This window comes from Cohnella sp. CFH 77786 (genome assembly GCF_019400745.1).
Taxonomy (GTDB): domain Bacteria; phylum Bacillota; class Bacilli; order Paenibacillales; family Paenibacillaceae; genus Cohnella.
In genome coordinates this window covers 449,802-471,813 of the sequence record NZ_WJIB01000001.1, presented here as the reverse complement: position 1 = coordinate 471,813, position 22,012 = coordinate 449,802, and the positions used below count along the sequence as shown (strand labels likewise).

Genomic DNA, 22,012 nt, shown 5'->3' with positions numbered 1-22,012 from the left:
AAAATCGCGAGATGACGCAAACGAGCGTAACCGTTTATGTCGTGTCCGACTCCGCCGGGGATACCGGCGAGCTTGCGGTTCGGGCGGCGGCCGCCCAGTTTCACCCGCTGTCGGTCCAAATCCGCCGGGCCGCGTTCATCCATTCACCGGAAGGAATCGATGCGGTGCTGGCCGCCGCGGAAGAGGATCTCGGGATGGTGCTGTATACGCTGGTCATTCCGTCGCTGCGTGATCACATCGTCGCAGAGGCAGCCCGGCGGGGCGTAACCGCCATCGATCTGCTCGGCACGCTGATCGGCCGGCTGGAGGAGCGTTTCGGCCGGGAATCCCGGCATCAGCCCGGCTTGAACCACGTGCTTGACGCCGATTATTTCCGCAAGGTGGAGGCGGTGGAGTTCGCCGTCAAGTACGACGATGCGCGGGACGTTACGGGCATTCACAAGGCCGATATCGTGCTCATCGGCGTATCCCGCACGTCCAAGACGCCGCTGTCCATGGTGCTGGCCCATAAAACCTTCAAGGTCGCGAACGTGCCGCTCGTGCCCGAATTGGTTCCTCCCAAAGAGCTGTTCACCGTTTCCCCGTTCAAGGTGGTCGGGCTCACCATCAACACGGAGGCTTTGAACGCGATACGCAAGGAGAGGCTGAAGGCGCTCGGGCTGCCCGACACGGCGTCGTACGCGACTTCCGAACGGATCGAACGTGAGCTTCGCCATGCCCGGGAAGTCATGGACAAAATCGGCTGCATGGTGATCGACGTTTCGAACAAGGCGGTCGAAGAAACGGCGAGCCTCATCATGGAGCGGTTCCAACGTTAGATCCAAGGCATCGCCGCGAATCGCGGCGGTGTTTTTTCGGCAGCGGGCGCCTTAACGCCAAGAAGCAACGTCGCTTTTTGGGAATTATTTTCGCTTCGTGTCCGCAGGGATAGGCATTACGTCCTTTTGTCATCCATTATCTGGGCCTTGACACGCGGGAGGCCAGCGGGTATTATGATAAAATTTGATGAATCGGCGGCAGGATTTTGAAGCTCGTTGACGTATATAATAGTACGGCAAACTTTGGGTAAGCGGGTGGTGATTCCGGTGGATCCGATGCGAAACCGGGTGGTCGTGGACGGCGACGCTTGTCCCGTCAAGCCGGAAATCGCGCGGACCGTGCGGTCGTGCGGGGCGACGGCGCTTCTCGTCTCCAGCCATGCCCACGTGCTGGTGCCGGAAGATCGCGTGCAGGTCGTCACCGTGGACGCCGGCGATCAGGCCGCGGATTTGTATATCGCCAATGTGCTGCAGCCGAGCGACGTGCTCGTCACGGGGGATTACGGATTGGCCGCGCTGGGGCTGTCACGGGGAGCCGCGGTTTTGACGCCGCGCGGGAAGGAAATCCGGGATACCGACATCGCGGGATTGCTCGAACAGCGGCATTTTTCCGCGAAGCTGCGCCGGGGAGGCGTGAGGACCAAGGGCCCGCCCGCTTTTACCGACGAGGATAGGATCAGGTTTCAACAAAAACTGACAGCTCTGCTGCGAGGCGAGCAGGAGAATCGAAATCGGTAGCGAATTGTATTACGTGCATTGAAGAAGGTGGTCTTACATGAACAACGGCATGATTCCCCAGACGGTAATCGACGAGGTGCTGCGCCGGCACGACATCGCCGAGACGGTCGGCAGATACGTGCACCTGTCGAAGAACGGCAAATACCTCAAGGGGCTCTGTCCATTTCATTCGGAGAAAACACCTTCCTTCACCGTAACTCCGGAGAAGCAAATTTACCATTGCTATGGCTGCGGCAAAGGCGGCAACGTCATCAAGTTCGTGATGGAAATGGAAGGCGAGACGTTTCCCGAGGCGGTCAAAAGGCTTGCCGAGGAAGCCGGCATTCCCGTCAGTTGGACCCCGGTCCGCCAGGACGAACCGACCCCGATGCAGAAGGAACGCCAGACGCTGTACGAAGCCCATGCCTATTCCGCCAAGTTGTATCATTACGTGCTGCGGAACACGGATGCCGGCAAGCCCGCGATGGACTATCTGCGTTCGCGCGGATTCACGGACAAGCTGATCGAGGAATTCGGAATCGGCTTCGCCCCGGCCCGGTGGGATATGCTCGTCCAGGCGCTGCAACGGCAAGAATTCGATCTTGGCGAAATGGAACGCGGAGGCCTTCTCTCCCGTAGACAAGAGGGTGACGGTTACGTCGACCGGTTTCGGGAACGGATCATGTTCCCGATCCACGACGGGGACGGCAAAGTCGCCGCGTTCGCGGGGAGGCTGCTCGGAGACGGACAGCCGAAGTATTTGAACTCCCCTGAGACGCCGCTGTTTAACAAGAGCCGAACGCTGTACCGGCTTCATGAAGCCCGGGCCGCCATCCGGCGTTCCAGGCAGGTGGTTCTGTTCGAAGGCTACGTGGATTGCATCAAAGCCTGGTCGGGCGGCGTCCACAACGGGGTCGCGTCCATGGGGACGGCGCTCACCGCCGAGCATGCGGCGCTGCTCCGCAGGTTCGCGGAAGAGGCGATCGTCTGCTACGACGGAGACGACGCGGGACAAGCCGCCGCCCGCAAAAGCATCCCCCTGCTCGAATCCGCGGGATTCCGCGTCCGGGTCAGCGTGCTTCCGGGACGGATGGATCCGGACGAATACATCACGGCCCACGGACCCGAGGCTTTCGTCCGGGAGTTCATCGAGGGTGCCGTTTCCGCCGTCAAATTTCAGCTTATATATTTAAGGAAATCCCATATACTCCTAGAAGAAGATGGGAAGATCCGGTATTTGCGCGAAGCGGTCCGCCTCGTGGCGCGTCGGGATTCCCCGACCGAGCGGGAGCTGCTGCTGAAAGAACTGGCCCAGGAATTCGGCGTATCGATCGATACGCTGAAGCAGGAAGTCCTTGACGTTCGGAAGCAGGAGAAATTGGGAAACGCAGGGGATATTCCTGCCGGATCGTGGAATAATGTATGGAATGAAAAGAGATCTTCCTCCAAACTGCCGCAGCTGACGCCAGCCTACGTTCAAGCCGAAAAACAGCTGCTCTCGTGGATGATGCAGGACCAGGGTACGGCGTCGTTGGTGCGGGAACGGCTGGGGGACGATTTTCACGTGGAGGAGCACGCGGCGCTTGCCGCTTACTTATACGCCTACTTTGCCGAAGGCAACGAACCCGACGTCGGACGCTTCGTCGCTTATTTGCAGGACGACCGTCTGGAGAGGGCCGCAAGCGCCATCGCGCTGATGGAGGTACCGTTCGGCGAACGGGAATTGGAAGATTGCATCCGCACCGTCGGCCTCGTCTCCTTGACCCGGGAAATCGACCGAAACAAAGAAGAGATGCAGCGTGCGGAGCGGGCGGGAGACCATCTGCGCGCCGCGCAAATTTTGACAGAGATCATGGCCCTAGAAAAGAAACGCAAGGCGATGTAACGCGGACGGTTTCTAGGGAGGAGGGAGTCGGAAATGGCGAACGATCAACACACCGGGCTTGAGACGGAAGCCACTTTGGAACAGGTGAAGGCCCAGCTGCTGGAACAGGGCAAGAAGAAATCTTCCTTGACCTATAAAGACATCATGGAGAAGCTCTCTCCGTTCGATCAGGATGCCGAGCAGATCGACGAATTTTTCGAGCAGCTTGCCGACCACGGCATCGAAGTCGTCAACGACCATGACGACCGGGGGCCGCACGGGGAAGAGGACGAGCGTGACGAGTTCAATTTCGACGACGACTTGTCTCTGCCCCCGGGGATCAAGATCAACGATCCGGTCCGGATGTACCTGAAAGAGATCGGAAGGGTGCCGCTCCTCGGAGCGGACGACGAAGTCGAATTGGCCAAAAAAATCGAGATCGGCGGCGCCGAAGCCGAGGAAGCCAAAAAAAGGCTGGCCGAAGCCAACCTCCGTCTTGTCGTCAGCATCGCCAAACGTTACGTCGGGCGCGGCATGCTGTTTCTCGATCTTATTCAGGAGGGCAACATGGGCCTGCTGAAAGCCGTCGAGAAATTCGACCATATGAAAGGCTTTAAATTCAGCACCTATGCCACCTGGTGGATCCGCCAGGCCATTACGCGGGCCATCGCGGACCAGGCGCGGACGATCCGGATTCCGGTGCACATGGTCGAGACGATCAACAAGCTGATCCGCGTATCCCGGCAGCTGCTTCAGGAGCTCGGCCGCGAGCCGGCGCCGGAAGAAATCGCCGAGCAAATGGAGCTGAGCGTGGACAAAGTCCGGGAAATCATGAAAATCGCCCAAGAACCGGTATCGCTTGAGACGCCGATCGGGGAAGAAGACGATTCACATCTCGGGGATTTCATCGAGGACCAGGAGGCCCTGGCTCCCGCCGACGCCGCCGCTTACGAGCTGCTGAAGGAGCAGCTGGAGGACGTGCTGGATACGCTGACCGAGCGGGAGGAGAACGTGCTTCGCCTTCGGTTCGGCCTGGATGACGGCCGCACCCGCACCTTGGAAGAGGTGGGCAAAGTATTCGGCGTGACCCGCGAGCGCATCCGCCAGATCGAAGCCAAAGCTCTCCGCAAGCTTCGCCACCCGAGCCGGAGCAAAAGACTGAAAGATTTCCTGGAATAAGACGATATATGGATTATCGAGGCCTTCCGCCCTTGAGGGTTGAGGGTCTTTTTCGATTCAGCAAGCAGCGTCATCTCTTGGCCTTACTTGTCTGAATCGACTCCGATATAAACGTGTGGTGCCGTCCATAATCGGCAATAGCCGTTTATACTTGGTTCCAGGAAACGTCAGGAGGAATGTCGGGTGCCGGCTGCGGATCAGGAAGAGAAACGCAAGTTTATCGTCAATGAAATCGAAGCGTGGCGCAGGAGCAAGCTGCTGCCCGAGCATTATTGCGATTTTCTGCAAAATTTGTATTTGGACGACTTGAGCGAACGGCCGAAGGGCGCGGTAGAAACGGCGGTCCGGAAAATCGGGCAGGCGCCGCGCAAGAGCTGGGTGCTTGTTTTTGGAATTTTTGCCTTGATCTGTCTTGCTGTACTTCATTTTAGCGCGTTTCCTCTGGCATTGCAAATCGGTCTGGTCGGTCTCGTGACGACAGGATTCGTTGCGATGGGCGGCATGTGGCGGGAAGACCGTCCGGTCCGCGCGCTGCTCGCGCTGGGAGGCGGCATGCTCTTCCTTTTCGGAGCGGGAGCCGCCATTCTGGATTTGCACGGATGGACGGAAGGGATAGGGCCGATCGTCCTGCTCGCGATCTGCGCGGCGATGTGCATCGGCTGCGGGCTCATCTTGCGCCTTGCGCTCGTCCACTGGTTCGGTTGGATATCGGTCATTGCCCTCTATGCGAAGCTGCTGTTGCGGCACATTCCGGAGCCGTCGTGGGGACAGACGCAGCTGTTCTGGATTCCGGCTGCGCTCCTGTTCGCTTGGCTGTCATGGTACTTGCACGTCCGGTTCCGCTCGGTCGGGATCGTATTCTTTACGGCGGGACTGATCCTGTGGTTCATGCCGGAGCTTCATGCCTCGATGGGCGGAGTGGATTCCCGGTGGATCCAGTCCGGTCTTCTGGGCAAAACATTACTGGCGGGGCTGATCATGTACCGGCTTCGAAAACAATGGATGGAATGGGTTGTGCGATGAACGCGGATCACATCATGAAAGAAGAAGGAGCGCGCGTCAAACTGTCCCGGCGGCTCGCGGCGTTGTCGGAGTGGGTGCCGGAGGGCGCCCGTTTGGCCGATATCGGAACGGATCACGCGCTGCTTCCCGTTTATTTGGCCGGAAGCGGGAGGATTCGCTTCGCGGTGGCCGGAGACGTTAATGCCGGTCCCGTGGAAGCCGCAAGACGGCAAGTCGCGGAAGCGGGGCTGGCGGACACGGTGTCCGTCCGGCACGGGGACGGCTTGTCGGTGCTGGCGCCCGGAGAAGTGGACACGGTATGCATCGCGGGCATGGGCGGCAGCTTGATGGCGAGGCTGCTCGAGGCTGCGGGCGAACGCCTGAACGGGGTCCGAACGTTAGTGTTGTCTCCCCATGTCGCGGAAGATGCGGTCCGGCGCTGGCTGATCGAGAACGGCTACTTGCTGGACCGGGAGCAGCTCCTTGAAGAAGACGGCGTCATTTATACGCTGCTCCGAGCCGTGCGTCCGGCGGATCGGTCCGAAGCGGAACGCGAAAACCGGAACCTGTACGACGAAAAGGTTCTCGCGCCTTGCGTACCTTCGATGAAACTGCAGCTGCTGCTGGAAATGGGACCGCTTCTCGTTCGCCGCGGAGGGGCCGAGTTCCGGCGCAAATGGCGGCAGGAAATCGCGAAGCGGGAACAGATCATCGCGCAGATGGGACGTTCGTCCGCCGAAGGAGCCGCGGACAAAATCCGGCAATGGGAAACCGCGGTGGCGGAAATTCGGGAGGTGCTCGCATGTTTGCCAGAGGAGAAACCGTAATCCAGATGATGGAGCGGCTGGCTCCCAAGCATTACGCGGAGCCGGAGGACAAAATCGGCCTGCAGGTCGGTTCCGCTCGCAAGGAAGTTTCGAAGGTGCTTGTCGCGCTCGACGTGACGCCGGAAGTGGTTGCCGAAGCGGCAGCGCTGGGGGCAGAACTCATTATCGCCCATCACGCGGTTATTTACCGGCCGCTTGCGCATCTCCAAACCGATACGCCATCAGGCGCCTTGGCCGCGGAGCTATTGAAGCGGGATATCGCGGTGTACGTCGCCCACACGAACCTCGATTCGGCGGACGGGGGCATGAACGACTGGATGGCGGATGCGCTTGGTCTGGAAGGCCGCCAGGTGCTCCGTGAAGCCCATACCGACAAGCTGTATAAGCTGGCGGTGTTCGTCCCCCAGGAGCATCAAGCCGCGGTGCGGGACGCCATGTTCGCCGCCGGAGCGGGTTGGATCGGGAATTACAGCCATTGCAGCTTCAACGTGGAGGGGACGGGCACGTTCATGCCCCGGGAAGGCAGCGATCCGTACATCGGCCGGCAGGGGAAGCTCGAGACGGCCGCGGAAGTGCGAATCGAAACGATCGTGCCGCAAAGCGTGCATAAAGCGGTCATCGCGGCGATGCTGAAAGCCCATCCTTACGAAGAAGCGGCATACGACTTGTATCCCATGGAATTGAAGGGCCGCTCCTTCGGGCTGGGCCGCGTCGGCAAACTGCCGGCGGACGAGAGCCTGGACGAATTCGCGGAGCGCGTCAAAAGGGCGTTCGACGTGCCGTTCGTCCGGGTCGTGGGCGAGGGGAGCAAGCGCATCCGCAAGGTCGCGGTTTTGGGCGGCTCGGGCTCCCGGTTTATCCGCAACGCGATGTTCGCGGGAGCCGACGTGCTCGTGACGGGCGACATCGACTATCATACCGCGCAAGACGCGGCTGCGGCCGGCCTCGCGCTCGTGGATCCGGGACATAACGCGGAGAAAATCATGAAGGCCAAAGCGGCGGAATGGCTGCAGCTCCGTCTCGCCGAACAAGGATACGCCACGCAAGCCCTGGCCTCTCAGGTGAACACGGAGCCGTTCCGGCTGCGGTGAACCGGGCCGGGCGAATTGGACGATCAGCCAGCGATTCCCGTTGTATCGCGGACGGATTCGCGCTATACTAGACGTTGCGAACCGGAAAGTTTGACAGACAATCGCCGGCGGCATGCGGCCGCGGGAGGAAAGTCCGGGCTCCGCAGGGCAGGATGCTGGATAACGTCCAGTCGGCGCGAGCCGAAGGATAGTGCCACAGAAATGGACCGCCGATGAGCTTATCCCCACAAAGTGACGTTATGCTTCGAAGCATATTCCGATTACTTTGCGGGGGCCCCGAAAGGATTAAACCAGAGGGGCAGAGCAACAGGCAAGGGTGGAACCGTGGTGTAAGAGACCACGAGGAGCATGGGTGACCCTGTTCCTGGTAAACCCCATCCGGAGCAAGACCTAAGAGAACGCGCGCGGCAGGCGATTGCCGGCCGCAAGCCCTTGCCCGGGGCGCGTTGGGTTGGTCGCTTGAGCCGTTCAGCAATGGACGGCCTAGAAAGATGATTGTCGCTTCAATACGTGGGAGGATGGCACCCAGCCGTCCGCGATACCACCAGAAGTACAGAACCCGGCTTACGGCAAACTTTCCGGAAAGTCCAAAACCCGCAAAGCGGCATGCTTTGCGGGTTTTGGACTTTTTTGGTGCTTAGCCGGTACTTTAGGATGCTGCTTCTTCCGCCGGTTTGCGGCTGAGCAGGAGAAACGCGATGATGAGAAGGAAGGCGGTCAGCGCCATCAGGGGGATCGTAATGATGCCGAACCAGTCCAGGTAATCGGTGTTGCAAGGAACGCCGGCCGTGCAAGGCGCGATGTCGGCAAGGCCGGGAATTTTCTGTTCTGCGTAATGGTAAGACGCGATCACGGCCCCGATGACGCTGAGGGGGAGCGCGTATCCGGCGATTCCCCTGTCGTCACGGATGGCGGCCCTGCCGAGCAGGAGTACGAGAGGGTACATGAAAATGCGCTGGAACCAGCATAACTGGCAAGGGATGTAGCCCATGACTTCGCTGAGGAACAGGCTGCCGCCCGTCGCGGTCAGCGATACGATGAAGGCGAATAGAATGCCGTATTCGCGGATGAGTGCTCGCATGACGGGCCTCCCGTTATTTTTCGGATTCTTGCAGGGCTTTGTCGATCGCGGCTTTCAGATTGTCGTATGCCAAGGCCGTCTGGTTGTCCAGCTTAACCCCATTGAGAAGCACGGTCGGCGTGCCGGTGAAGTTGTGCTTACGCGCGAAAGCGTTCTGCGCGTCCAATTCGTCCTTGTACGTGCCTTCTTCGATGTCCTTCTTGAGCTTGTCGTAATCGATTTTCAGGCCTTGCTGCTTCGCGAAATTGACCAGAAATTCGGGCGTAGCCCAAAGTTCCTTCTCATTCGGGTTCTGGTTCTTGAACATCGCGTCGTAAAATTTCCAGAATTCCTCGTTGCTCTGGTGGTAAATCGACAAACCGGCGAGCGCGGCGGTATAAGAGTCCTGCGCAATGATCGTCCAATTCTGATAATTCAGCGAAATTTTACCTGTATCGATGTATTCCGTTTTGATTTTGGACATGATATCTTGGCTGAAGTAAGCGCATGTCGGGCACTTGAAATCGCCGAATTCCATAAGCTTCACTTTGGCATCCGCCGGGCCGATCGACGGGGACTTCGTATAGTCGAAGGTGAGCGGACCCGGTTTCGGCCAGAAAATGACGAGGACGGCGATCAGCGCGACGAATACGGCGGAGGAGGCCCAGACGAGAATCCGCATATTGCGGCGCTTTTTTTGCTGTTCGAGCTGTTTTTTGATTCTTAGTTCTTTTTTTCTCTGCGCTTTTTCCACAAGCACTCTCCTTCTTTTCCCGGGCTCGTCCCGGTTCCATACCTACCCAATATTGTATCGAAATTTGATTAAAATTTCATGAAAAAATAGTGTCCGCCTGGCGACAGATTCGCCGGCGGACACCGATTCGCCTTATTCGATTCCGATTCGCGCCAGTTCCTTGCTCACCCGCTCGGGATACATCTGCAAGGACGAGGCTTGCGCACCGACGGCCTGCAGCGCGTTCCGCGCGTCGATCTGACCGTATCCGAATACGTTGTCCTTGCCTCTGGCGCCCAGATCGACGGCCGTACTCCGGATGACGTTCATGACCTCCGCGTTCGAGAGCGCGGGGTTCGCCGCCCGGACGAGCGACGCCAGCGCCGAGACGTGCGGACAGGCCATGGAAGTCCCCGACAGCGCAGCGTATCGGCTTCCGGGATACGTGCTTGCGATCGAAGTTCCCGGGGCGGCAACGTCGATGTAATCTCCGTAGTTGGAATATTCCGCTTTACCGCCTCCGGGGTCGGTAGCCGATACGGCCAGCACTTCCGGGTAAGCCGCCGGGTAGCCGGGCCGGTCGGTATTGTCGTTGCCGCTGGCCGCGACGACAATGACGCCTTTGGCGGTCGCGTATTTGATCGCGTCGTGCAGGAATTGCGCTTGGGCGTAGTTTCCGAGGCTCATGTTGATGACGTTGGCTCCGTGATCGGCTGCCCATATGACGCCTTGGGCGACCGAATAAGTGGAACCGGCGCCGGAGCTGTCGAGCGCCTTGACCGGCATGATTTTCGTAAACCAGGTGAGACCCGCGACACCTTCGTTGTTGTTGACCCGGGCCGCGATGATTCCGGCCACGTGCGTGCCATGGCCGACGTCATCTTCGGGCGGTTTGGAAGGGTCCACGATGTTAACGCCCTGAACAAGCCGACCCTGAAGGTCCGGGTGATCGGATTGCACCCCGGTATCCACGACGGCGACGACGATGTTTTGGTTCCCTCGATTCCAGTTCCAGCCTTGTTCGGCTTCGATCTGCGGGAGATTCCATTGGTACCGGGCATACAGGGTATCGTTGGGGACGAACGCCGGTTCGGTTTCCGATCCCGCCTCATTGGTCAAATAGAGGTAATGGGGCTCAACGTACACCGGATTCCACTTCTTTTTGAAATAGGCCATCAGCGGTTCCGTGCGGTGTTTCCGCGAACGGAAAACGTATGTCTGTTTCGTATGGCGGACGACCGTCAAGTCCAATTCCTTGCGCAGCCGAAGCAAATCCTGCGAACGCAAAGGCTTGCGGAATTTGACCACCACTTCATCGACCGAGTAATGGCTCGCGTTGCCGTTGTCTTCCCCTTTCCGGACGGTGATGTCCCGGGTCGTATTCGGCAGTACGCTTTCCGTCCGGTACCGGCCTTCCGCCGGGTAAGGTACAAGCCGAAGGTTGCGGAGCTGATGCCGCTCGACCTCCTGTACGGCCGAAGCGGACACGAGCGCGACGACCCCGGTGCCCCGAAGGGATGGGGAAGGCTCGCCGACCACGAAATAACGGTGTCCGAGCTGATGAAACGACGGGGAGATGTACGAGGTTCCCTGCCCGACGGCGGACCTCGCCCGGCTCCAATGAGCGGCCGCTTCTCCGTTCAGGAGGTTGCCCGCGGAGCCTTGCATCCGGTCTTGTTTCCCCCTGCCTCCGATCCAGGACACGGCCGCCACCTCGGGATGCTCCCTTACGTATCGGAGCAGGGCTTTGTCCGCAGAATATCCGGCATTCGGCTGCGATTGCTGCCGCACGAAGATTTGGGCGTCGCGAATGCTCTGCATGCGCCCCAGCCGTTCGGTTGCCGCCATGTCTTGGTGGACGGTCAGCTCTTTATAGCGGGTTTCCCGGACGACCGCCTGCTGCCGGGTAAGCGGAGCGCCCGGCGTCGCGGAGCGATCGGGACGGTTGTCCCTCGGCAGCAGCAACAGGGCGGCCGCGATCGCCAGAACCGCTCCGGCGACCCCGATCCAAACTTTATTGCGCACGTGTCGAACCTCCTTACGTTCCCGATGCAGTTTCCGTTAGCATGAAGGGGACGAGGGAAAAATATACGGCGCATTCGCCCCTTAGGCAGTACCTTTCGCGATGAATTTATGGTACGATGAGGTAGAATTTCGCGAGACTGTGCCCGCGGGATGCTTCGCATCCGAACATCTACGGTGAATTACGCTTCGGGACAATGAAAGGGGAACCATCATGCCAGCCAATATCAAAGGAATCGCCGAATCCAGCCGGGAAAAACTGAAAACCGCCATCCTGGAGCTGGAGCAATTCCTGAACGGACACGCTCTGCCCGAGCTCGTCCAAGAGAACAGCGCCGAAGCGCAAGCGTTCTACGGCGGCCTGCTCTCCGATTTGCGCCACCTGCTCGTCTTCTCGGAAGTGGCTTTCGAGAAGCTGGGCGCGCTGCTCCGTCGTCCGAATTTCGACGTCGAGCAAGCCGAACGCACTTTGTACGAGGTGTACCACCATTGCGTGAACGCCTTTTTCTATCCGAAGAACGAGTGTTATTCGGAGGACGGGCGGTACGCTTACACGGGACAGGATGCCATCCGGTTCCGCATCAAGCCCGTACGGGCCGCGCGGGACGTCGTTCTGAACGTTTCCCGGGTATATGAGGAATTGCGCGACGACTTGGCTTACTATGAGAGCGACTACCTGACCCAACGACGCATGTCGGGCCAGAGCAAATAAATGGGTTTCGGGGGCTCCCCCCAAGGGCGTCACTTTCGGGGACCTTGTCGGTATTCCTGCAACCTCCACCCTCCGGTCCGCATACCCGGTTATCGCCGGCGTACACTAGGACCGGGGGGTGATTTGCATGCCGAAAGGCGTCGCCTGCAGCGTCAGCAACTGTTCGTACTGGAACCAGGGGAACCGGTGCGGGGCCGACGAGATCGCCATCGAAATCGATGCGCATTCGACCGTCAACCTCAACGAGGAGTTCGGGGAAGAAGAATTCGATGCCCATCAGGATTATGCGAAAGCCTCGTCCGTTACCTGTTGCCTGACGTTTAAGCCGAAAAGCAAAAAATAGTGCCGGTGAGCGGGTATCCGGACGTGTCGGGACTGGTCGAACCGGCGGACATGATGTACAATTGATTTTATTAGGATAGATGCCCGCACAGGAGCGATCGGAATTGAACGTATCGGCAGATCCGCGCGTCGTCAAACAGATGCTGCTTTCGCAATGGATCAACAACGCTAATCCTTTGGATCCGTCTCCGTCGTTTTCCGGAGAGGACGGAGGGTTGTTCGGCCTTATGTTGAACGAATTCATGGAATCTTCATCATCGGCTTCCGATGTTCCGTTTCCAACGGGGGATTCCGGTTCCAGATTGTCCGGCCTTTCCTTCACCATGCCTTACGGCTGGAGCGGGGGTTCCGCAGCCGATGACCAAGCGGACAGCGCGGCTTACGACGGATTGATCGCCGCGGCTGCCGCCAAATACGGTCTTGATCCCGCGCTGATCAAAGGCGTTATCCAAACGGAATCCGGATTTCGCGCCGACGCTGTGTCGCCGGCAGGGGCCAAAGGTCTTATGCAGTTGATGGACGACACCGCCCGGGGGCTGGGGGTCGCGGATTCTTTGGATCCGGTCCAGAACATCGACGGGGGCGCCCGGTTTCTGTCTTACTTGCTTCGCAAATACGACGGCAACGTCTCAACGGCTTTGGCCGCTTATAACGCCGGACCCGGACGGGTCGACCGCCTCGGCTTGATCAACGACGAGCTCGTTCGCCAGCGTCTGGCGGAACTTCCCGAAGAGACGCAGCACTATATCGACAAAGTACTTTCGGCAGCACACCAGTGGGGCCGGGAGGCATAAAGCAGGCCGCAAAGCTTACGGGGATCAAGACGGGCGTGACCGACGGCGCCCGGTTTGATCTTTTTCTTTTATTCGGAACGAAGAATGGCGGGGAGACATGAACACGCTCTATTTCGATCATTGCGCATCCGCGCCGCTCCATCGGCAAGTGGCGGAGACGGTCTATGAGGTGATGAAGCTTCATTACGCCAACGCGGCCGCGCTCCACCGCGCGGGGAAGGAGGCGTTGAAGCTTGTGGATCGGGCGCGCTTGGGGCTGGCCGCCGGATTGGGCGTCAAACCGGGTGAAATCGTGCTGACGTCGGGCGGAACCGAGAGCAACAACCTGGCGCTCAAAGGCATCTGGGGCCGGCGGGGACGTCCGGCGAAACATTTGATCACGACGACGGTCGAGCATGCCTCCGTGTACCGATGCGCGAAGCAGCTGGAAGGAACCGGCGTGGACGTGACTTGGCTGCAGGTCGACGAATTCGGCCGCGTCAGGATCGAAGACGTCGTCGCGGCTATCCGCCCCGATACGGTTCTCGTCAGCGTCATGCACGTGAACAACGAAACGGGTACCGTTCAGCCCATTCGGGAAATCGGCGCCGCGCTTGCCCGTTTTCCTCACGTCCGTTTCCACGTCGACGGCGTCCAGGCGATCGGCAAAGTTCCCGTTTGCCTTCGCGAATGGGGGATCGACATGTACAGCGGGTCTGCCCATAAATTCCAAGGGCCGAAGGGAGCCGGATTCCTGTTCGTCCGGGAAGGGCTGCAGCTCGAGCCTTTGCTTGCGGGGGGATCGCAAGAGGAAGGCGTTCGCGGGGGAACGCACAACGTGCCGGGGATCGTCGGCATGGCCCAGGCTTTCCGGCTGTCCACGGAATCCGCAGAGGAAAGAAGAAATCGGATGTTCGCGCTGCGGCGGCGGCTGCTTGCGATCGCGGCGGACATTCCTGAGCTGGTCCTGAACGGATACGGGGCTGCCGAAGAGGAGAGGACAGCGCCTCATGTCGTCAATTTATCGTATCCGGGCATGAGGCCGGAGGTGCTCGTCCACATGCTCGAGGAGCACGGGGTACTCGTCTCCACCCAATCGGCCTGTTCTTCCAAAAGCCTGCAGCCGAGCCGCGTGCTTCGGGCGATGGGCTTGGGGGATGACCGGGCGACGGGCAGCATCCGGATCAGCTTCGGCGACGAACATACGGAACAGGACATCGACGCCCTGGGCGAACGGCTGCGCCTGACGGTGCGCAAGTTGAAGCCGCTGGAGAGGAGCCGGGCATGAACGAGGATTTGATTTTGGTGCGATTCGGGGAATTGACGATCAAAGGGCGCAACCGGGGACGGTTCGAGGACCTGATGGTTCGCCAGGTGAAGACGGCGCTCGCCGCATACCCCGGATTAAACTATCGCAAAACGTACGGCCGGCTCTATATCGAGCTGAACGGCGAGCCTTACCGGGCGGTTGCCGGTCGTTTGAAGGACGTGTTCGGGATCGTGTCGTTCAGCCGGGTTCTCCGCTGCGGGCACGATCTTCAGGAAATCCGGGAAACGGCGCTGCGCGTGTTCCGGCAAGTGCGGCCAACGCCCGCAACGTTCAAGGTCACCGTCAAGCGGGCATGGAAAGCATATCCGCACGATTCCCAGGAAATGAACCATCTGGTCGGGGCCCATGTGCTGCGAAATTCGCCCGAGCTCAAGGTGGACGTCCGCAACCCGGATACGGAGCTGAAGGTCGACATCCAGCCTGAAGGCACCTATGTTTATGCGGGCGTGGAGGAGGCGTCCGGCGGATTCCCGCTGGGCATGAACGGCAAGGCCATGCTGCTGCTGTCCGGGGGCATCGACAGTCCCGTGGCGGGATGGATGTCGATGCGCAAAGGGCTGCAGATCGAAGCGGTGCATTTTCACAGCTATCCGTTTACGAGCGAGCAAGCCAAAGAGAAGGTCGTCTCTTTGGCGCAGAGATTAGCTTATTACGGCGGGTCGATCCATCTGCATCTGGTGCCTTTCACCGAGCTGCAGACGAGGCTGGCGCAAACCGGGCAGGAGCACTTGATCATCACGCTAATGCGCCGCTCCATGCTTCGGATCGCGGAACGTTTGGCGGAGAAGCGGGGAGCGCTGGCGATCGTGACCGGCGACAGCCTGGGACAGGTGGCGAGTCAGACCCTCGGCAGCATGAATGTGATCGGAAGAGAGACTTCGCTTCCGCTGCTTCGCCCCCTGGTGATGATGGATAAGCTCGAAATCATCCGAATCGCCGAAAAAATCGGCACCTACGAGACGTCCATCCTTCCCTATGAGGACTGTTGCACCTTGTTCGTGCCGAAGTCGCCCGCGACGAACCCGAATCTTCGCGTCATCGAAAACGTGGAGAAGCAGCTTGGCTCCGAGTTGGACCGGTTAATCGAGGAAGCGGTGAACGGCACCGATACGGTCGTTTTGACGGAAAAAAGCCGCTCGGATACCCGTGCGGCTGCTCAAGAAGATCAATGGTTTTAAGACGCAATCTTTACTTTTGGGGAACTCGTCAGGGAAACGCCTTAAGACGTTTCCCTGTTTTCGTTGCCTGCTGCCGCTTCTCCTTGCTGAGCCCTGCGCGCCTTTACCGCGTTCGTCCACAAGCCCGCTACGATCACCAAAGCGACCATCGTTGCATCGAATGTCCAGGTCAGCACCGGATTGTCTCCGAAGAAATCCGTGAATCGTTTTTCATGCGTAATCATCTTCGCGGCGGTGTAGGCTAAAACGCCGGAACCGACGTAGATGATCCATTTGTAGCGGTCGATGATTTTGATGAACAGCGTGCTCCCCCATACGACGATCGGAATGCTGATCAGCAGGCCGAGCACGACGAGAATGAAGCTGCCGTGCGCCGCGCCCGCAACGGCGATGACGTTGTCGAGTCCCATTGCCGCGTCCGCGATGACGATCGTGCGGATCGAAGCGAGCAGGGTCGACGCGGGTTTAATGTTTTCGTGCTGGTCTTCCTGGACGAGCAGCTTGTATGCGATCCAAAGCAGAACGACGCCGCCGAGCGCGAGCAGGAAAGGGATGTCGAGCAGCCAGACGACAAGGACCGTCGCGAGGATCCGGATGCCGACCGCGCCGGCCGTTCCCCATAGGATCGCTTTCTTCTGTTGCTCCTTCGGCAAGTTCCTGGCGGCCAGTCCGATGACGATCGCGTTATCCCCCGCAAGCAGAAGATCGATGAAGACGATCGTTAAAAGCGAAGACCAAAATTGCAGCGTACCCAAATCCGAAATGAAATCCGTCATCCAGTCCACTTTCGCTCCTCCTTACCTCTGTGCAGAACAGTAATACGTCCGAAAATCGGAAAGGATTCATTTTCCTCGTTACATATCCTCGCCGGCTTGTACATACACCTTGATAAGGGGGTGTATGCATGGGCGCGGAGTTGCTGGACCGTTTCATCGTGTTTATGGAGATCACTTTGATCAATTTGCTGCTCAGCGGCGACAACGCCCTCGTGATCGCGATGACGGCAAGGCGTCTTCCACATCCTCAGCGGAGGCGGGCGGTATGGTGGGGAGCGGCGGCCGCCGTGCTTCTTCGTTGCCTGCTGACGTGGGGAGCCGTAGCCATGCTCGGCATTCCTTTCCTCCAGACGGCGGGGGCCCTGCTGCTGTTCGTGATCGCTCTGAAGCTGATGCTGGAACGGGGCGACAGCCACGACACCCGCTCTTCCGCCGTCACCGGCCTGGCGGGAGCGGTATGGACGATCGTGGCGGCCGATTTCGTCATGAGCTTGGACAACGTCCTGGCGGTCGCGGCGGTGGCGGACGGCGACTTCGTCATGCTGCTCATCGGGATCGCCATGAGCATTCCGATGATCATTTGGGGCAGTGCTTTTATTATCCGACTGTTGGACCGGATACCCGCGCTGTCGTATGTAGGCGGAGCGCTTCTCGCTTATACGGCGGGCGAAATGATGCTTCATGACGAAGGGCTTGCCAGAGTGCTTCCCGCGATGGCCTCCGAGGGCCAGAAGGCGTTCCCTTGCCTTGCTGCAGGCGTGATTTTGGCGGCCGCGTTGTTCATTAAGCGCCGGAGGAGCGCGTAACCCGGAGGTTTTGGCGGAGATGGGAGTTGACGTCGTTTTCCCGACTGGTTTTTTCCCCGGACTTCCAGTACACTAGGATTAAAAAAAGATGTCATAAACCGACAACGGTTCATGCCGTCCGAGAGTCTGTCTATGAAGTGGGGGAGCCGTCGTGAACAAGCAATCCGCCGCAGTGGGCGTTTTGGTGTTGGCCGCGGGGTTGGTCATTCTGCTGGGCAAATTGGGCGTTTTCGCATTTATCGGATCCGTGTTCTGGCCTTTGTTCGTTCTTGTTCCGGGCGTGTTGCTGCACGTGCTCTACTTCGGGAGAATCGTTCCGTCCATCGTCCTCGTGCCCGCTGGCATTTTGACGGTCGTTTCCCTGATTTTGCTGATCGGCAACTGGTTCGGATGGGACCTGATGAAGTACTTGTGGCCCTTCTTCCCGTTTGCCGTAGCGGTCGGTCTGTATGAATATTACATATTCGGCTACTCGCGCTCCAAGACGGTCTGGACCGCCGCGATTTCCCTCGCCGCGTTGTCCATCGTGCTTTTCGGCATGACGCTGCTGTGGACGTGGGGCATCTATTTGCTCGCCATCGTCTTGATCGGGTTCGGGGCTTGGCTCGTGCTTCGCCGTCCGCGAATCTGGTAAGCGGAGACGGGGAAGAACGTCGTGCGGAATAGGATGGGCTGGAAATCGTTTCCAGTGGTGATTGGAGCATCGGTGGCTTCGATTCCCGCAGCGGGGGGACTGGGGAGTGCAGGCTCGGTGGCTTGGAATCCCGCAGCGGGGGGACCGGGGAGTGAAGAGTCGGTGGCTTGGATTCCCGCAGCGTCGGGACTGGGGAGTGAAGAGTCGATGGCTTGGAACTCGTATTATCGGTGACCCGAACTGTCCAGTTCCGTACAGCCCAGGCAACTTTCGCGAGAATATCGTATGCATCGGACGTGTAGCACACGCCGTTCGTTTCCTTCGGGAGCGGGCGGCGTTTTTGTTTATCAAAAAGCGGAGGCGAATCGGATGAGTATGTTCGAAACGGAGTTTGCGAAGCTATTGGAAAAGCAGAAAAGGGAGGCGTCGGGACAGCGTCTGGAAATGCTGTGCGGCGATTTGCACGGTACGAAGCGCATGTTGGAGGCGGCCGTTTGGCCGGTCAAGAAATCTCTGGATGGCTTCGTGCTCGAGTATGAGTTGGTCAGGCGCTCCGGTGTGAAGGTCTACATCGACGCGCTGGAAACCACGGCAGCTTTGGCGCTGGAATCCGAGGGCTTCACCTCTCATGCGCAGAATATCACTCGCGACCGATTTTCTTTCGAGAAAAGAAAAGTGAGGACGATCGCGGCCAACGGATTTATCTATACGCCGTTTAGCAAAGACGAGCTGGAGAGCAATCCTGCCGAATGCAGCAGTTCCTTCGCGGAGCTAATCGGCAGGTACGGCGGCTTCGGACTGGAGGCGGCTTACAAGGAGCTTAACATTTACGAAAGGGAAGTCATCCGGTATTCGAAATCCATCCATCGTTTGTTGCGGCCTGCGGATGTGTGCTTCTGTTTGGGTTCCGGCAGATCATTTGCTTCAAAAGTGCTGAAGGAGATGGAGGATAAAGGCTTGCTGGCTCCGGCGGGGAAAGGAGTGCAGCGTCATCGCTTTTATGAGTTGACTCCCCGGTCTTATCGCTACAGGCTATAATGTGCGGTAAAGCTCGAGGGTACGGAGTACCGCGCGCAGCTCCCAGCGTGCGGTGTGGCTTAGTATGATGGTGGTCAACCACTTGCCGCTGTTTGTGGAGGTGTCAGGGGATGAGATAAGCTTGCGAGGCGAGCTTAACGTGCGGGCACGGGGGTGCGGCGGCGGAGATAAGCTTGCGAGGCAAGCTTACCGTGCGGGCGTGGAGGTGCGGGGGATGAGATAAGCTTGCGAGGCAAGCTTAACGTGCGGGCACGGGGGTGCGGGGGATGAGATAAGCTTGCGAGGCAAGCTTAACGTGCGGGCACGGGGGTGCGGCAGCGGAGATAAGCTTGCGAGGCGAGCTTAAGGTGCGGGCACGGGGGTGCGGCGGCGGAGATAAGCTTGCGAGGCGAGCTTAAGGTGCGGGCACGGGAGGCGGCGGCGGAGATAAGCTTGCGAGGCGAGCTTAAGGTGCGGGCACGGGGGTGCGGCAGCGGAGATAAGCTTGCGAGGCGAGCTTAACGTGCGGGCACGGGGGTGCGGCGGCGGAGATAAGCTTGCGAGGCGAGCTTAACGTGCGGGCACGGGGGTGCTGCGGCGGAGATAAGCATGCGAGGCGAGCTTAACGTGCGGGCACGGGGGTGCGGCAGCGGAGATAAGCTTGCGAGGCGAGCTTAACGTGCGGGCACGGGGTGCTGCGGCCATTTGAAAATGAATTCTTGGCTTTTCAAGACGGGTGGCGTATAATAGAAGGGATGTCAACCGGAATGCGGCTTCGAGATGCTCATCTCGGTTCGAATCTTGCGCATGTTGAGAAACGTCGGCCTCGCGTCGGCGTTTTGTGATTCATCGGCACAAATCCTACAGGAAATAGAGAGAAACAAAATGAAGGAGTGGAAACGAGAACCATGCATCCGAGAGACCGTATCCGCAACATCGCCATTATCGCCCACGTCGACCATGGCAAAACGACGCTCGTAGACCAGTTGCTCCGCCAATCCGGGGCCTTCCGCGACAATGAGCAGGTCCAGGAGCGGGCAATGGATTCGAACGACCTGGAACGCGAGCGCGGGATCACCATCCTGGCGAAAAACACGGCGGTGCAATACAAGGATTACCTGATCAACATCGTCGACACGCCGGGACATGCCGATTTCGGCGGCGAGGTCGAGCGCATCATGAAAATGGTGGACGGCGTTCTGCTCGTCGTCGACGCGTTCGAAGGCTGCATGCCGCAGACGAAATTCGTGCTTCGCAAAGCGCTGCAGCACGGTCTGACCCCGGTCGTCGTGCTGAATAAAATCGACCGCCCGGCCGCGCGGCCCGCGGAAGTGGTCGACGAAGTACTGGAGCTCTTCATCGAGCTTGAAGCGAGTGACGAGCAGCTCGATTTCCCGGTCGTCTACGCATCCGGCCTCAACGGGATCGCAAGTACGGATCCCGGCGTTCTCGGCACGACGATGGAGCCGCTCTACGAAACCATTATCGAGAAAATTCCGTCTCCGAAGGAGAACCCGGAGGAGCCCCTCCAATTCCTCGTGACGCTGCTCGATTATAACGAATATTTAGGCCGCATCGCCATCGGCCGCGTGAACCGGGGCCGCATCCGCCAAGGCCAATCCGTCGCGGTCATGGACCATGACGGCAAAATCCGCCAGGCCCGCATCGAGAAGCTGTTCGGCTTCCAAGGGCTGAAGCGCTACGAAATCGAGGAAGCCGCCGCCGGCGACATCGTCGCCTTGGCCGGCCTCAAGGATATCAACATCGGAGAGACGGTCGCCGATCCGGCCAACCCCGAGCAGCTCCCGGTGCTCACGATCGACGAGCCGACGCTGCAGATGACGTTCATCGTGAACAACAGCCCGTTCGCCGGGCGCGAAGGCAAGTGGGTCACGTCCCGGAAGCTTCGCGAGCGCTTGTTCAAGGAGCTCGAAACCGACGTCAGCCTCCGCGTGGAGGAGACCGACAGCCCCGACGCTTACGTCGTCAGCGGCCGCGGCGAGCTGCATCTCGGCATCTTGATCGAGAATATGCGCCGGGAAGGCTATGAGCTTCAGGTATCGAAGCCGGAGGTCATCATCAAGGAAGTAGGCGGCGTGAAATGCGAGCCGATCGAACGCCTGCTGATCGACGTGCCCGAAGAAAGCATGGGCGCCGTCATGGAGAGTCTCGGCACGCGCAAAGCCGAGATGGTGAACATGATCAACAACGGCAACGGCCAGGTCCGCCTGGAATTCCTCATTCCGGCCCGCGGTCTCATCGGCTACCGCACGAACTTCCTGACGATGACGCGCGGCTACGGCGTCATGAACCACGCGTTCGACAGCTACGGACCGGTGGCTTCCGGACAGGTCGGCGGACGTCACCAAGGCGTCCTGATCGCGAGCGAGACGGGCACTTCGACGACTTACGGCATGCTGTCCGTCGAAGACCGCGGCATCCTGTTCCTGGAGCCGGGCACGGAAGTGTATGAAGGCATGATCGTCGGCGAGCATACCCGCGACAACGACATCATCGTGAACATTTGCAAGGAAAAAGCGTTGACGAACATGCGGACCGCCAACAAAGAGGAAACGGTGAAGCTGAAAACGCCGCGCCTTATGTCCCTGGAGGAAGCGCTCGAATACCTGAACGACGACGAGTATTGCGAGATTACGCCGAAGAGCATCCGCCTGCGGAAGAAGATCCTCAACAAAAGCGAACGCGACAAATACGAGAAACAACGCCGCATGGCGGAAGCCGGCGTCTAACCGGACGCTTCCCGCAAGCAAAGGAGGAATCGCGCGATGCAGACGTGGTTTTCCGAGCATCCGCTGATCAGCTACGTATTGATTCTGGCGTTCACGGTCTACATTTTCAATGCCGTGTTCCGAATGGGCCGGCTGCCGATTTTGAAAGAAATTCTCGTCTATCTCATGATGGCGATCGGTTGCTTGATCTTGCTCGTCCTCCAGATCGACAAGCTTCCGATTATCCAGTGCATGGGCGTGGCCGTGATCATGATGCTCATGCTGCGGCTCCGCCAGATCTATGACAAACGCCGGGGCAACCGCCGTCCGGACGGCGCCGACGCGCCCCGGGCGGATTCCGCCGGACAGCCGTAATTCGCGGGATTCGGGGAGGGGAGAAGC

Annotated in this window: 21 protein-coding genes and 1 other RNA gene; 18 read left to right on the top strand and 4 right to left on the bottom strand. The window is 59.2% G+C overall.

Annotation, left to right across the window (positions count from 1 at the left end):
- Positions 1–11 precede the first annotated feature (11 nt).
- From GE107_RS02230 to rnpB, 8 genes are all read left to right on the top strand, one after another.
- The gene (locus tag GE107_RS02230; protein ID WP_219637828.1) at positions 12–818 is read left to right on the top strand and encodes a pyruvate, water dikinase regulatory protein; all 807 of its coding nucleotides are present in this window, start codon (positions 12–14) and stop codon (positions 816–818) included.
- Positions 819–1,094: 276 nt separating this feature from the next.
- Positions 1,095–1,556, top strand: a complete 462-nt coding sequence (locus tag GE107_RS02225; RefSeq protein WP_219638013.1) for a YaiI/YqxD family protein — start codon at positions 1,095–1,097, stop codon at positions 1,554–1,556.
- Positions 1,557–1,593: 37 nt separating this feature from the next.
- Positions 1,594–3,420 carry a DNA primase gene (dnaG, locus tag GE107_RS02220; RefSeq protein ID WP_219637827.1) on the top strand — a complete coding sequence of 609 codons (1,827 nt, stop codon included), beginning with the start codon at positions 1,594–1,596 and terminating at the stop codon, positions 3,418–3,420.
- Positions 3,421–3,453: 33 nt separating this feature from the next.
- Positions 3,454–4,578 (top strand): RNA polymerase sigma factor RpoD, encoded by a 1,125-nt coding sequence (rpoD, locus tag GE107_RS02215; protein WP_219637826.1) that lies wholly within the window; start codon positions 3,454–3,456, stop codon positions 4,576–4,578.
- A gap of 183 nt (positions 4,579–4,761) precedes the next feature.
- A complete protein-coding gene (locus tag GE107_RS02210) occupies positions 4,762–5,601 on the top strand; it encodes a hypothetical protein (protein ID WP_219637825.1) in 840 nt (279 codons plus the stop codon).
- Complete coding sequence (locus tag GE107_RS02205) at positions 5,598–6,407, top strand: tRNA (adenine(22)-N(1))-methyltransferase (RefSeq protein ID WP_255570093.1); 810 nt, start codon at positions 5,598–5,600, stop codon at positions 6,405–6,407. Before GE107_RS02210 ends, GE107_RS02205 begins: the two co-directional genes overlap by 4 nt.
- The gene (locus GE107_RS02200) at positions 6,383–7,498 is read left to right on the top strand and encodes a Nif3-like dinuclear metal center hexameric protein (RefSeq protein ID WP_219637824.1); all 1,116 of its coding nucleotides are present in this window, start codon (positions 6,383–6,385) and stop codon (positions 7,496–7,498) included. The genes GE107_RS02205 and GE107_RS02200 overlap by 25 nt, the downstream gene beginning before the upstream one ends.
- Positions 7,499–7,583: 85 nt before the next feature.
- Positions 7,584–8,080, top strand: an RNA gene (gene rnpB, locus GE107_RS02195) — RNase P RNA component class A.
- A 67-nt stretch (positions 8,081–8,147) separates the two neighbouring features.
- Here rnpB and GE107_RS02190 read toward each other — a convergent pair.
- From GE107_RS02190 to GE107_RS02180, 3 genes are all read right to left on the bottom strand, one after another.
- Positions 8,148–8,579 (bottom strand): disulfide oxidoreductase, encoded by a 432-nt coding sequence (locus GE107_RS02190; protein WP_219637823.1) that lies wholly within the window; start codon positions 8,577–8,579, stop codon positions 8,148–8,150.
- Positions 8,580–8,592: 13 nt separating this feature from the next.
- Positions 8,593–9,312, bottom strand: a complete 720-nt coding sequence (locus GE107_RS02185) for a DsbA family protein (RefSeq protein WP_219637822.1) — start codon at positions 9,310–9,312, stop codon at positions 8,593–8,595.
- Between the two features lie 132 nt (positions 9,313–9,444).
- Positions 9,445–11,316: a S8 family peptidase gene (locus GE107_RS02180; RefSeq protein ID WP_370636216.1), complete on the bottom strand. Its 1,872-nt coding sequence runs from the start codon at positions 11,314–11,316 to the stop codon at positions 9,445–9,447.
- A gap of 211 nt (positions 11,317–11,527) precedes the next feature.
- Here GE107_RS02180 and GE107_RS02175 point away from each other — a divergent pair, with 211 nt between their 5' ends.
- The 5 genes from GE107_RS02175 to thiI all read left to right on the top strand — a co-directional run bounded on the left by GE107_RS02175 (position 11,528) and on the right by thiI (position 15,648).
- Positions 11,528–12,025, top strand: a complete 498-nt coding sequence (locus GE107_RS02175) for a YpuI family protein (RefSeq protein ID WP_219637821.1) — start codon at positions 11,528–11,530, stop codon at positions 12,023–12,025.
- 127 nt (positions 12,026–12,152) lie between these two features.
- Positions 12,153–12,368: a DUF1540 domain-containing protein gene (locus GE107_RS02170; protein ID WP_219637820.1), complete on the top strand. Its 216-nt coding sequence runs from the start codon at positions 12,153–12,155 to the stop codon at positions 12,366–12,368.
- A 103-nt stretch (positions 12,369–12,471) separates the two neighbouring features.
- Positions 12,472–13,161 (top strand): lytic transglycosylase domain-containing protein, encoded by a 690-nt coding sequence (locus tag GE107_RS02165; RefSeq protein WP_255570092.1) that lies wholly within the window; start codon positions 12,472–12,474, stop codon positions 13,159–13,161.
- Between the two features lie 97 nt (positions 13,162–13,258).
- Positions 13,259–14,428, top strand: coding sequence for a cysteine desulfurase family protein (locus GE107_RS02160; protein ID WP_219637819.1), 1,170 nt, complete (start codon positions 13,259–13,261; stop codon positions 14,426–14,428).
- The gene (gene thiI, locus GE107_RS02155) at positions 14,425–15,648 is read left to right on the top strand and encodes a tRNA uracil 4-sulfurtransferase ThiI (protein WP_219637818.1); all 1,224 of its coding nucleotides are present in this window, start codon (positions 14,425–14,427) and stop codon (positions 15,646–15,648) included. Before GE107_RS02160 ends, thiI begins: the two co-directional genes overlap by 4 nt.
- 41 nt (positions 15,649–15,689) lie before the next feature.
- On the opposite strand, the gene GE107_RS02150 is transcribed toward thiI, so the two are convergent.
- Positions 15,690–16,424 (bottom strand): TerC family protein, encoded by a 735-nt coding sequence (locus tag GE107_RS02150; RefSeq protein ID WP_219638009.1) that lies wholly within the window; start codon positions 16,422–16,424, stop codon positions 15,690–15,692.
- Positions 16,425–16,552: 128 nt separating this feature from the next.
- On the opposite strand from GE107_RS02150, the gene GE107_RS02145 reads away from it, so the two are divergent.
- The 5 genes from GE107_RS02145 to GE107_RS02125 all read left to right on the top strand — a co-directional run bounded on the left by GE107_RS02145 (position 16,553) and on the right by GE107_RS02125 (position 21,985).
- Complete coding sequence (locus GE107_RS02145) at positions 16,553–17,230, top strand: TerC family protein (RefSeq protein ID WP_219637817.1); 678 nt, start codon at positions 16,553–16,555, stop codon at positions 17,228–17,230.
- Between the two features lie 151 nt (positions 17,231–17,381).
- Positions 17,382–17,864: a hypothetical protein gene (locus GE107_RS02140; RefSeq protein ID WP_219637816.1), complete on the top strand. Its 483-nt coding sequence runs from the start codon at positions 17,382–17,384 to the stop codon at positions 17,862–17,864.
- A 369-nt stretch (positions 17,865–18,233) separates the two neighbouring features.
- Positions 18,234–18,902 carry a hypothetical protein gene (locus GE107_RS02135; RefSeq protein ID WP_219637815.1) on the top strand — a complete coding sequence of 223 codons (669 nt, stop codon included), beginning with the start codon at positions 18,234–18,236 and terminating at the stop codon, positions 18,900–18,902.
- An 887-nt stretch (positions 18,903–19,789) separates the two neighbouring features.
- A complete protein-coding gene (gene typA, locus GE107_RS02130) occupies positions 19,790–21,631 on the top strand; it encodes a translational GTPase TypA (RefSeq protein ID WP_219637814.1) in 1,842 nt (613 codons plus the stop codon).
- Positions 21,632–21,667: 36 nt separating this feature from the next.
- Positions 21,668–21,985, top strand: coding sequence for a YlaH-like family protein (locus tag GE107_RS02125; RefSeq protein WP_219637813.1), 318 nt, complete (start codon positions 21,668–21,670; stop codon positions 21,983–21,985).
- Positions 21,986–22,012 lie beyond the last annotated feature (27 nt).

What these genes read in the sequence shown, in the direction of transcription:
- GE107_RS02175 (WP_219637821.1), top strand. Translation starts at nt 11,528, where the DNA reads ATGCCAGCCAATATCAAAGGAATCGCCGAATCCAGCCGGGAAAAACTG.
- GE107_RS02160 (WP_219637819.1), top strand. Translation starts at nt 13,259, where the DNA reads ATGAACACGCTCTATTTCGATCATTGCGCATCCGCGCCGCTCCATCGG.
- rpoD (WP_219637826.1), top strand. Translation starts at nt 3,454, where the DNA reads ATGGCGAACGATCAACACACCGGGCTTGAGACGGAAGCCACTTTGGAA.
- GE107_RS02170 (WP_219637820.1), top strand. Translation starts at nt 12,153, where the DNA reads ATGCCGAAAGGCGTCGCCTGCAGCGTCAGCAACTGTTCGTACTGGAAC.
- thiI (WP_219637818.1), top strand. Translation starts at nt 14,425, where the DNA reads ATGAACGAGGATTTGATTTTGGTGCGATTCGGGGAATTGACGATCAAA.
- GE107_RS02125 (WP_219637813.1), top strand. Translation starts at nt 21,668, where the DNA reads ATGCAGACGTGGTTTTCCGAGCATCCGCTGATCAGCTACGTATTGATT.
- GE107_RS02225 (WP_219638013.1), top strand. Translation starts at nt 1,095, where the DNA reads ATGCGAAACCGGGTGGTCGTGGACGGCGACGCTTGTCCCGTCAAGCCG.
- GE107_RS02205 (WP_255570093.1), top strand. Translation starts at nt 5,598, where the DNA reads ATGAACGCGGATCACATCATGAAAGAAGAAGGAGCGCGCGTCAAACTG.
- GE107_RS02190 (WP_219637823.1), bottom strand. Translation starts at nt 8,579, where the DNA reads ATGCGAGCACTCATCCGCGAATACGGCATTCTATTCGCCTTCATCGTA.
- GE107_RS02200 (WP_219637824.1), top strand. Translation starts at nt 6,383, where the DNA reads ATGTTTGCCAGAGGAGAAACCGTAATCCAGATGATGGAGCGGCTGGCT.
- typA (WP_219637814.1), top strand. Translation starts at nt 19,790, where the DNA reads ATGCATCCGAGAGACCGTATCCGCAACATCGCCATTATCGCCCACGTC.
- GE107_RS02145 (WP_219637817.1), top strand. Translation starts at nt 16,553, where the DNA reads ATGGGCGCGGAGTTGCTGGACCGTTTCATCGTGTTTATGGAGATCACT.
- dnaG (WP_219637827.1), top strand. Translation starts at nt 1,594, where the DNA reads ATGAACAACGGCATGATTCCCCAGACGGTAATCGACGAGGTGCTGCGC.
- GE107_RS02135 (WP_219637815.1), top strand. Translation starts at nt 18,234, where the DNA reads ATGAGTATGTTCGAAACGGAGTTTGCGAAGCTATTGGAAAAGCAGAAA.
- GE107_RS02230 (WP_219637828.1), top strand. Translation starts at nt 12, where the DNA reads ATGACGCAAACGAGCGTAACCGTTTATGTCGTGTCCGACTCCGCCGGG.
- GE107_RS02150 (WP_219638009.1), bottom strand. Translation starts at nt 16,424, where the DNA reads ATGACGGATTTCATTTCGGATTTGGGTACGCTGCAATTTTGGTCTTCG.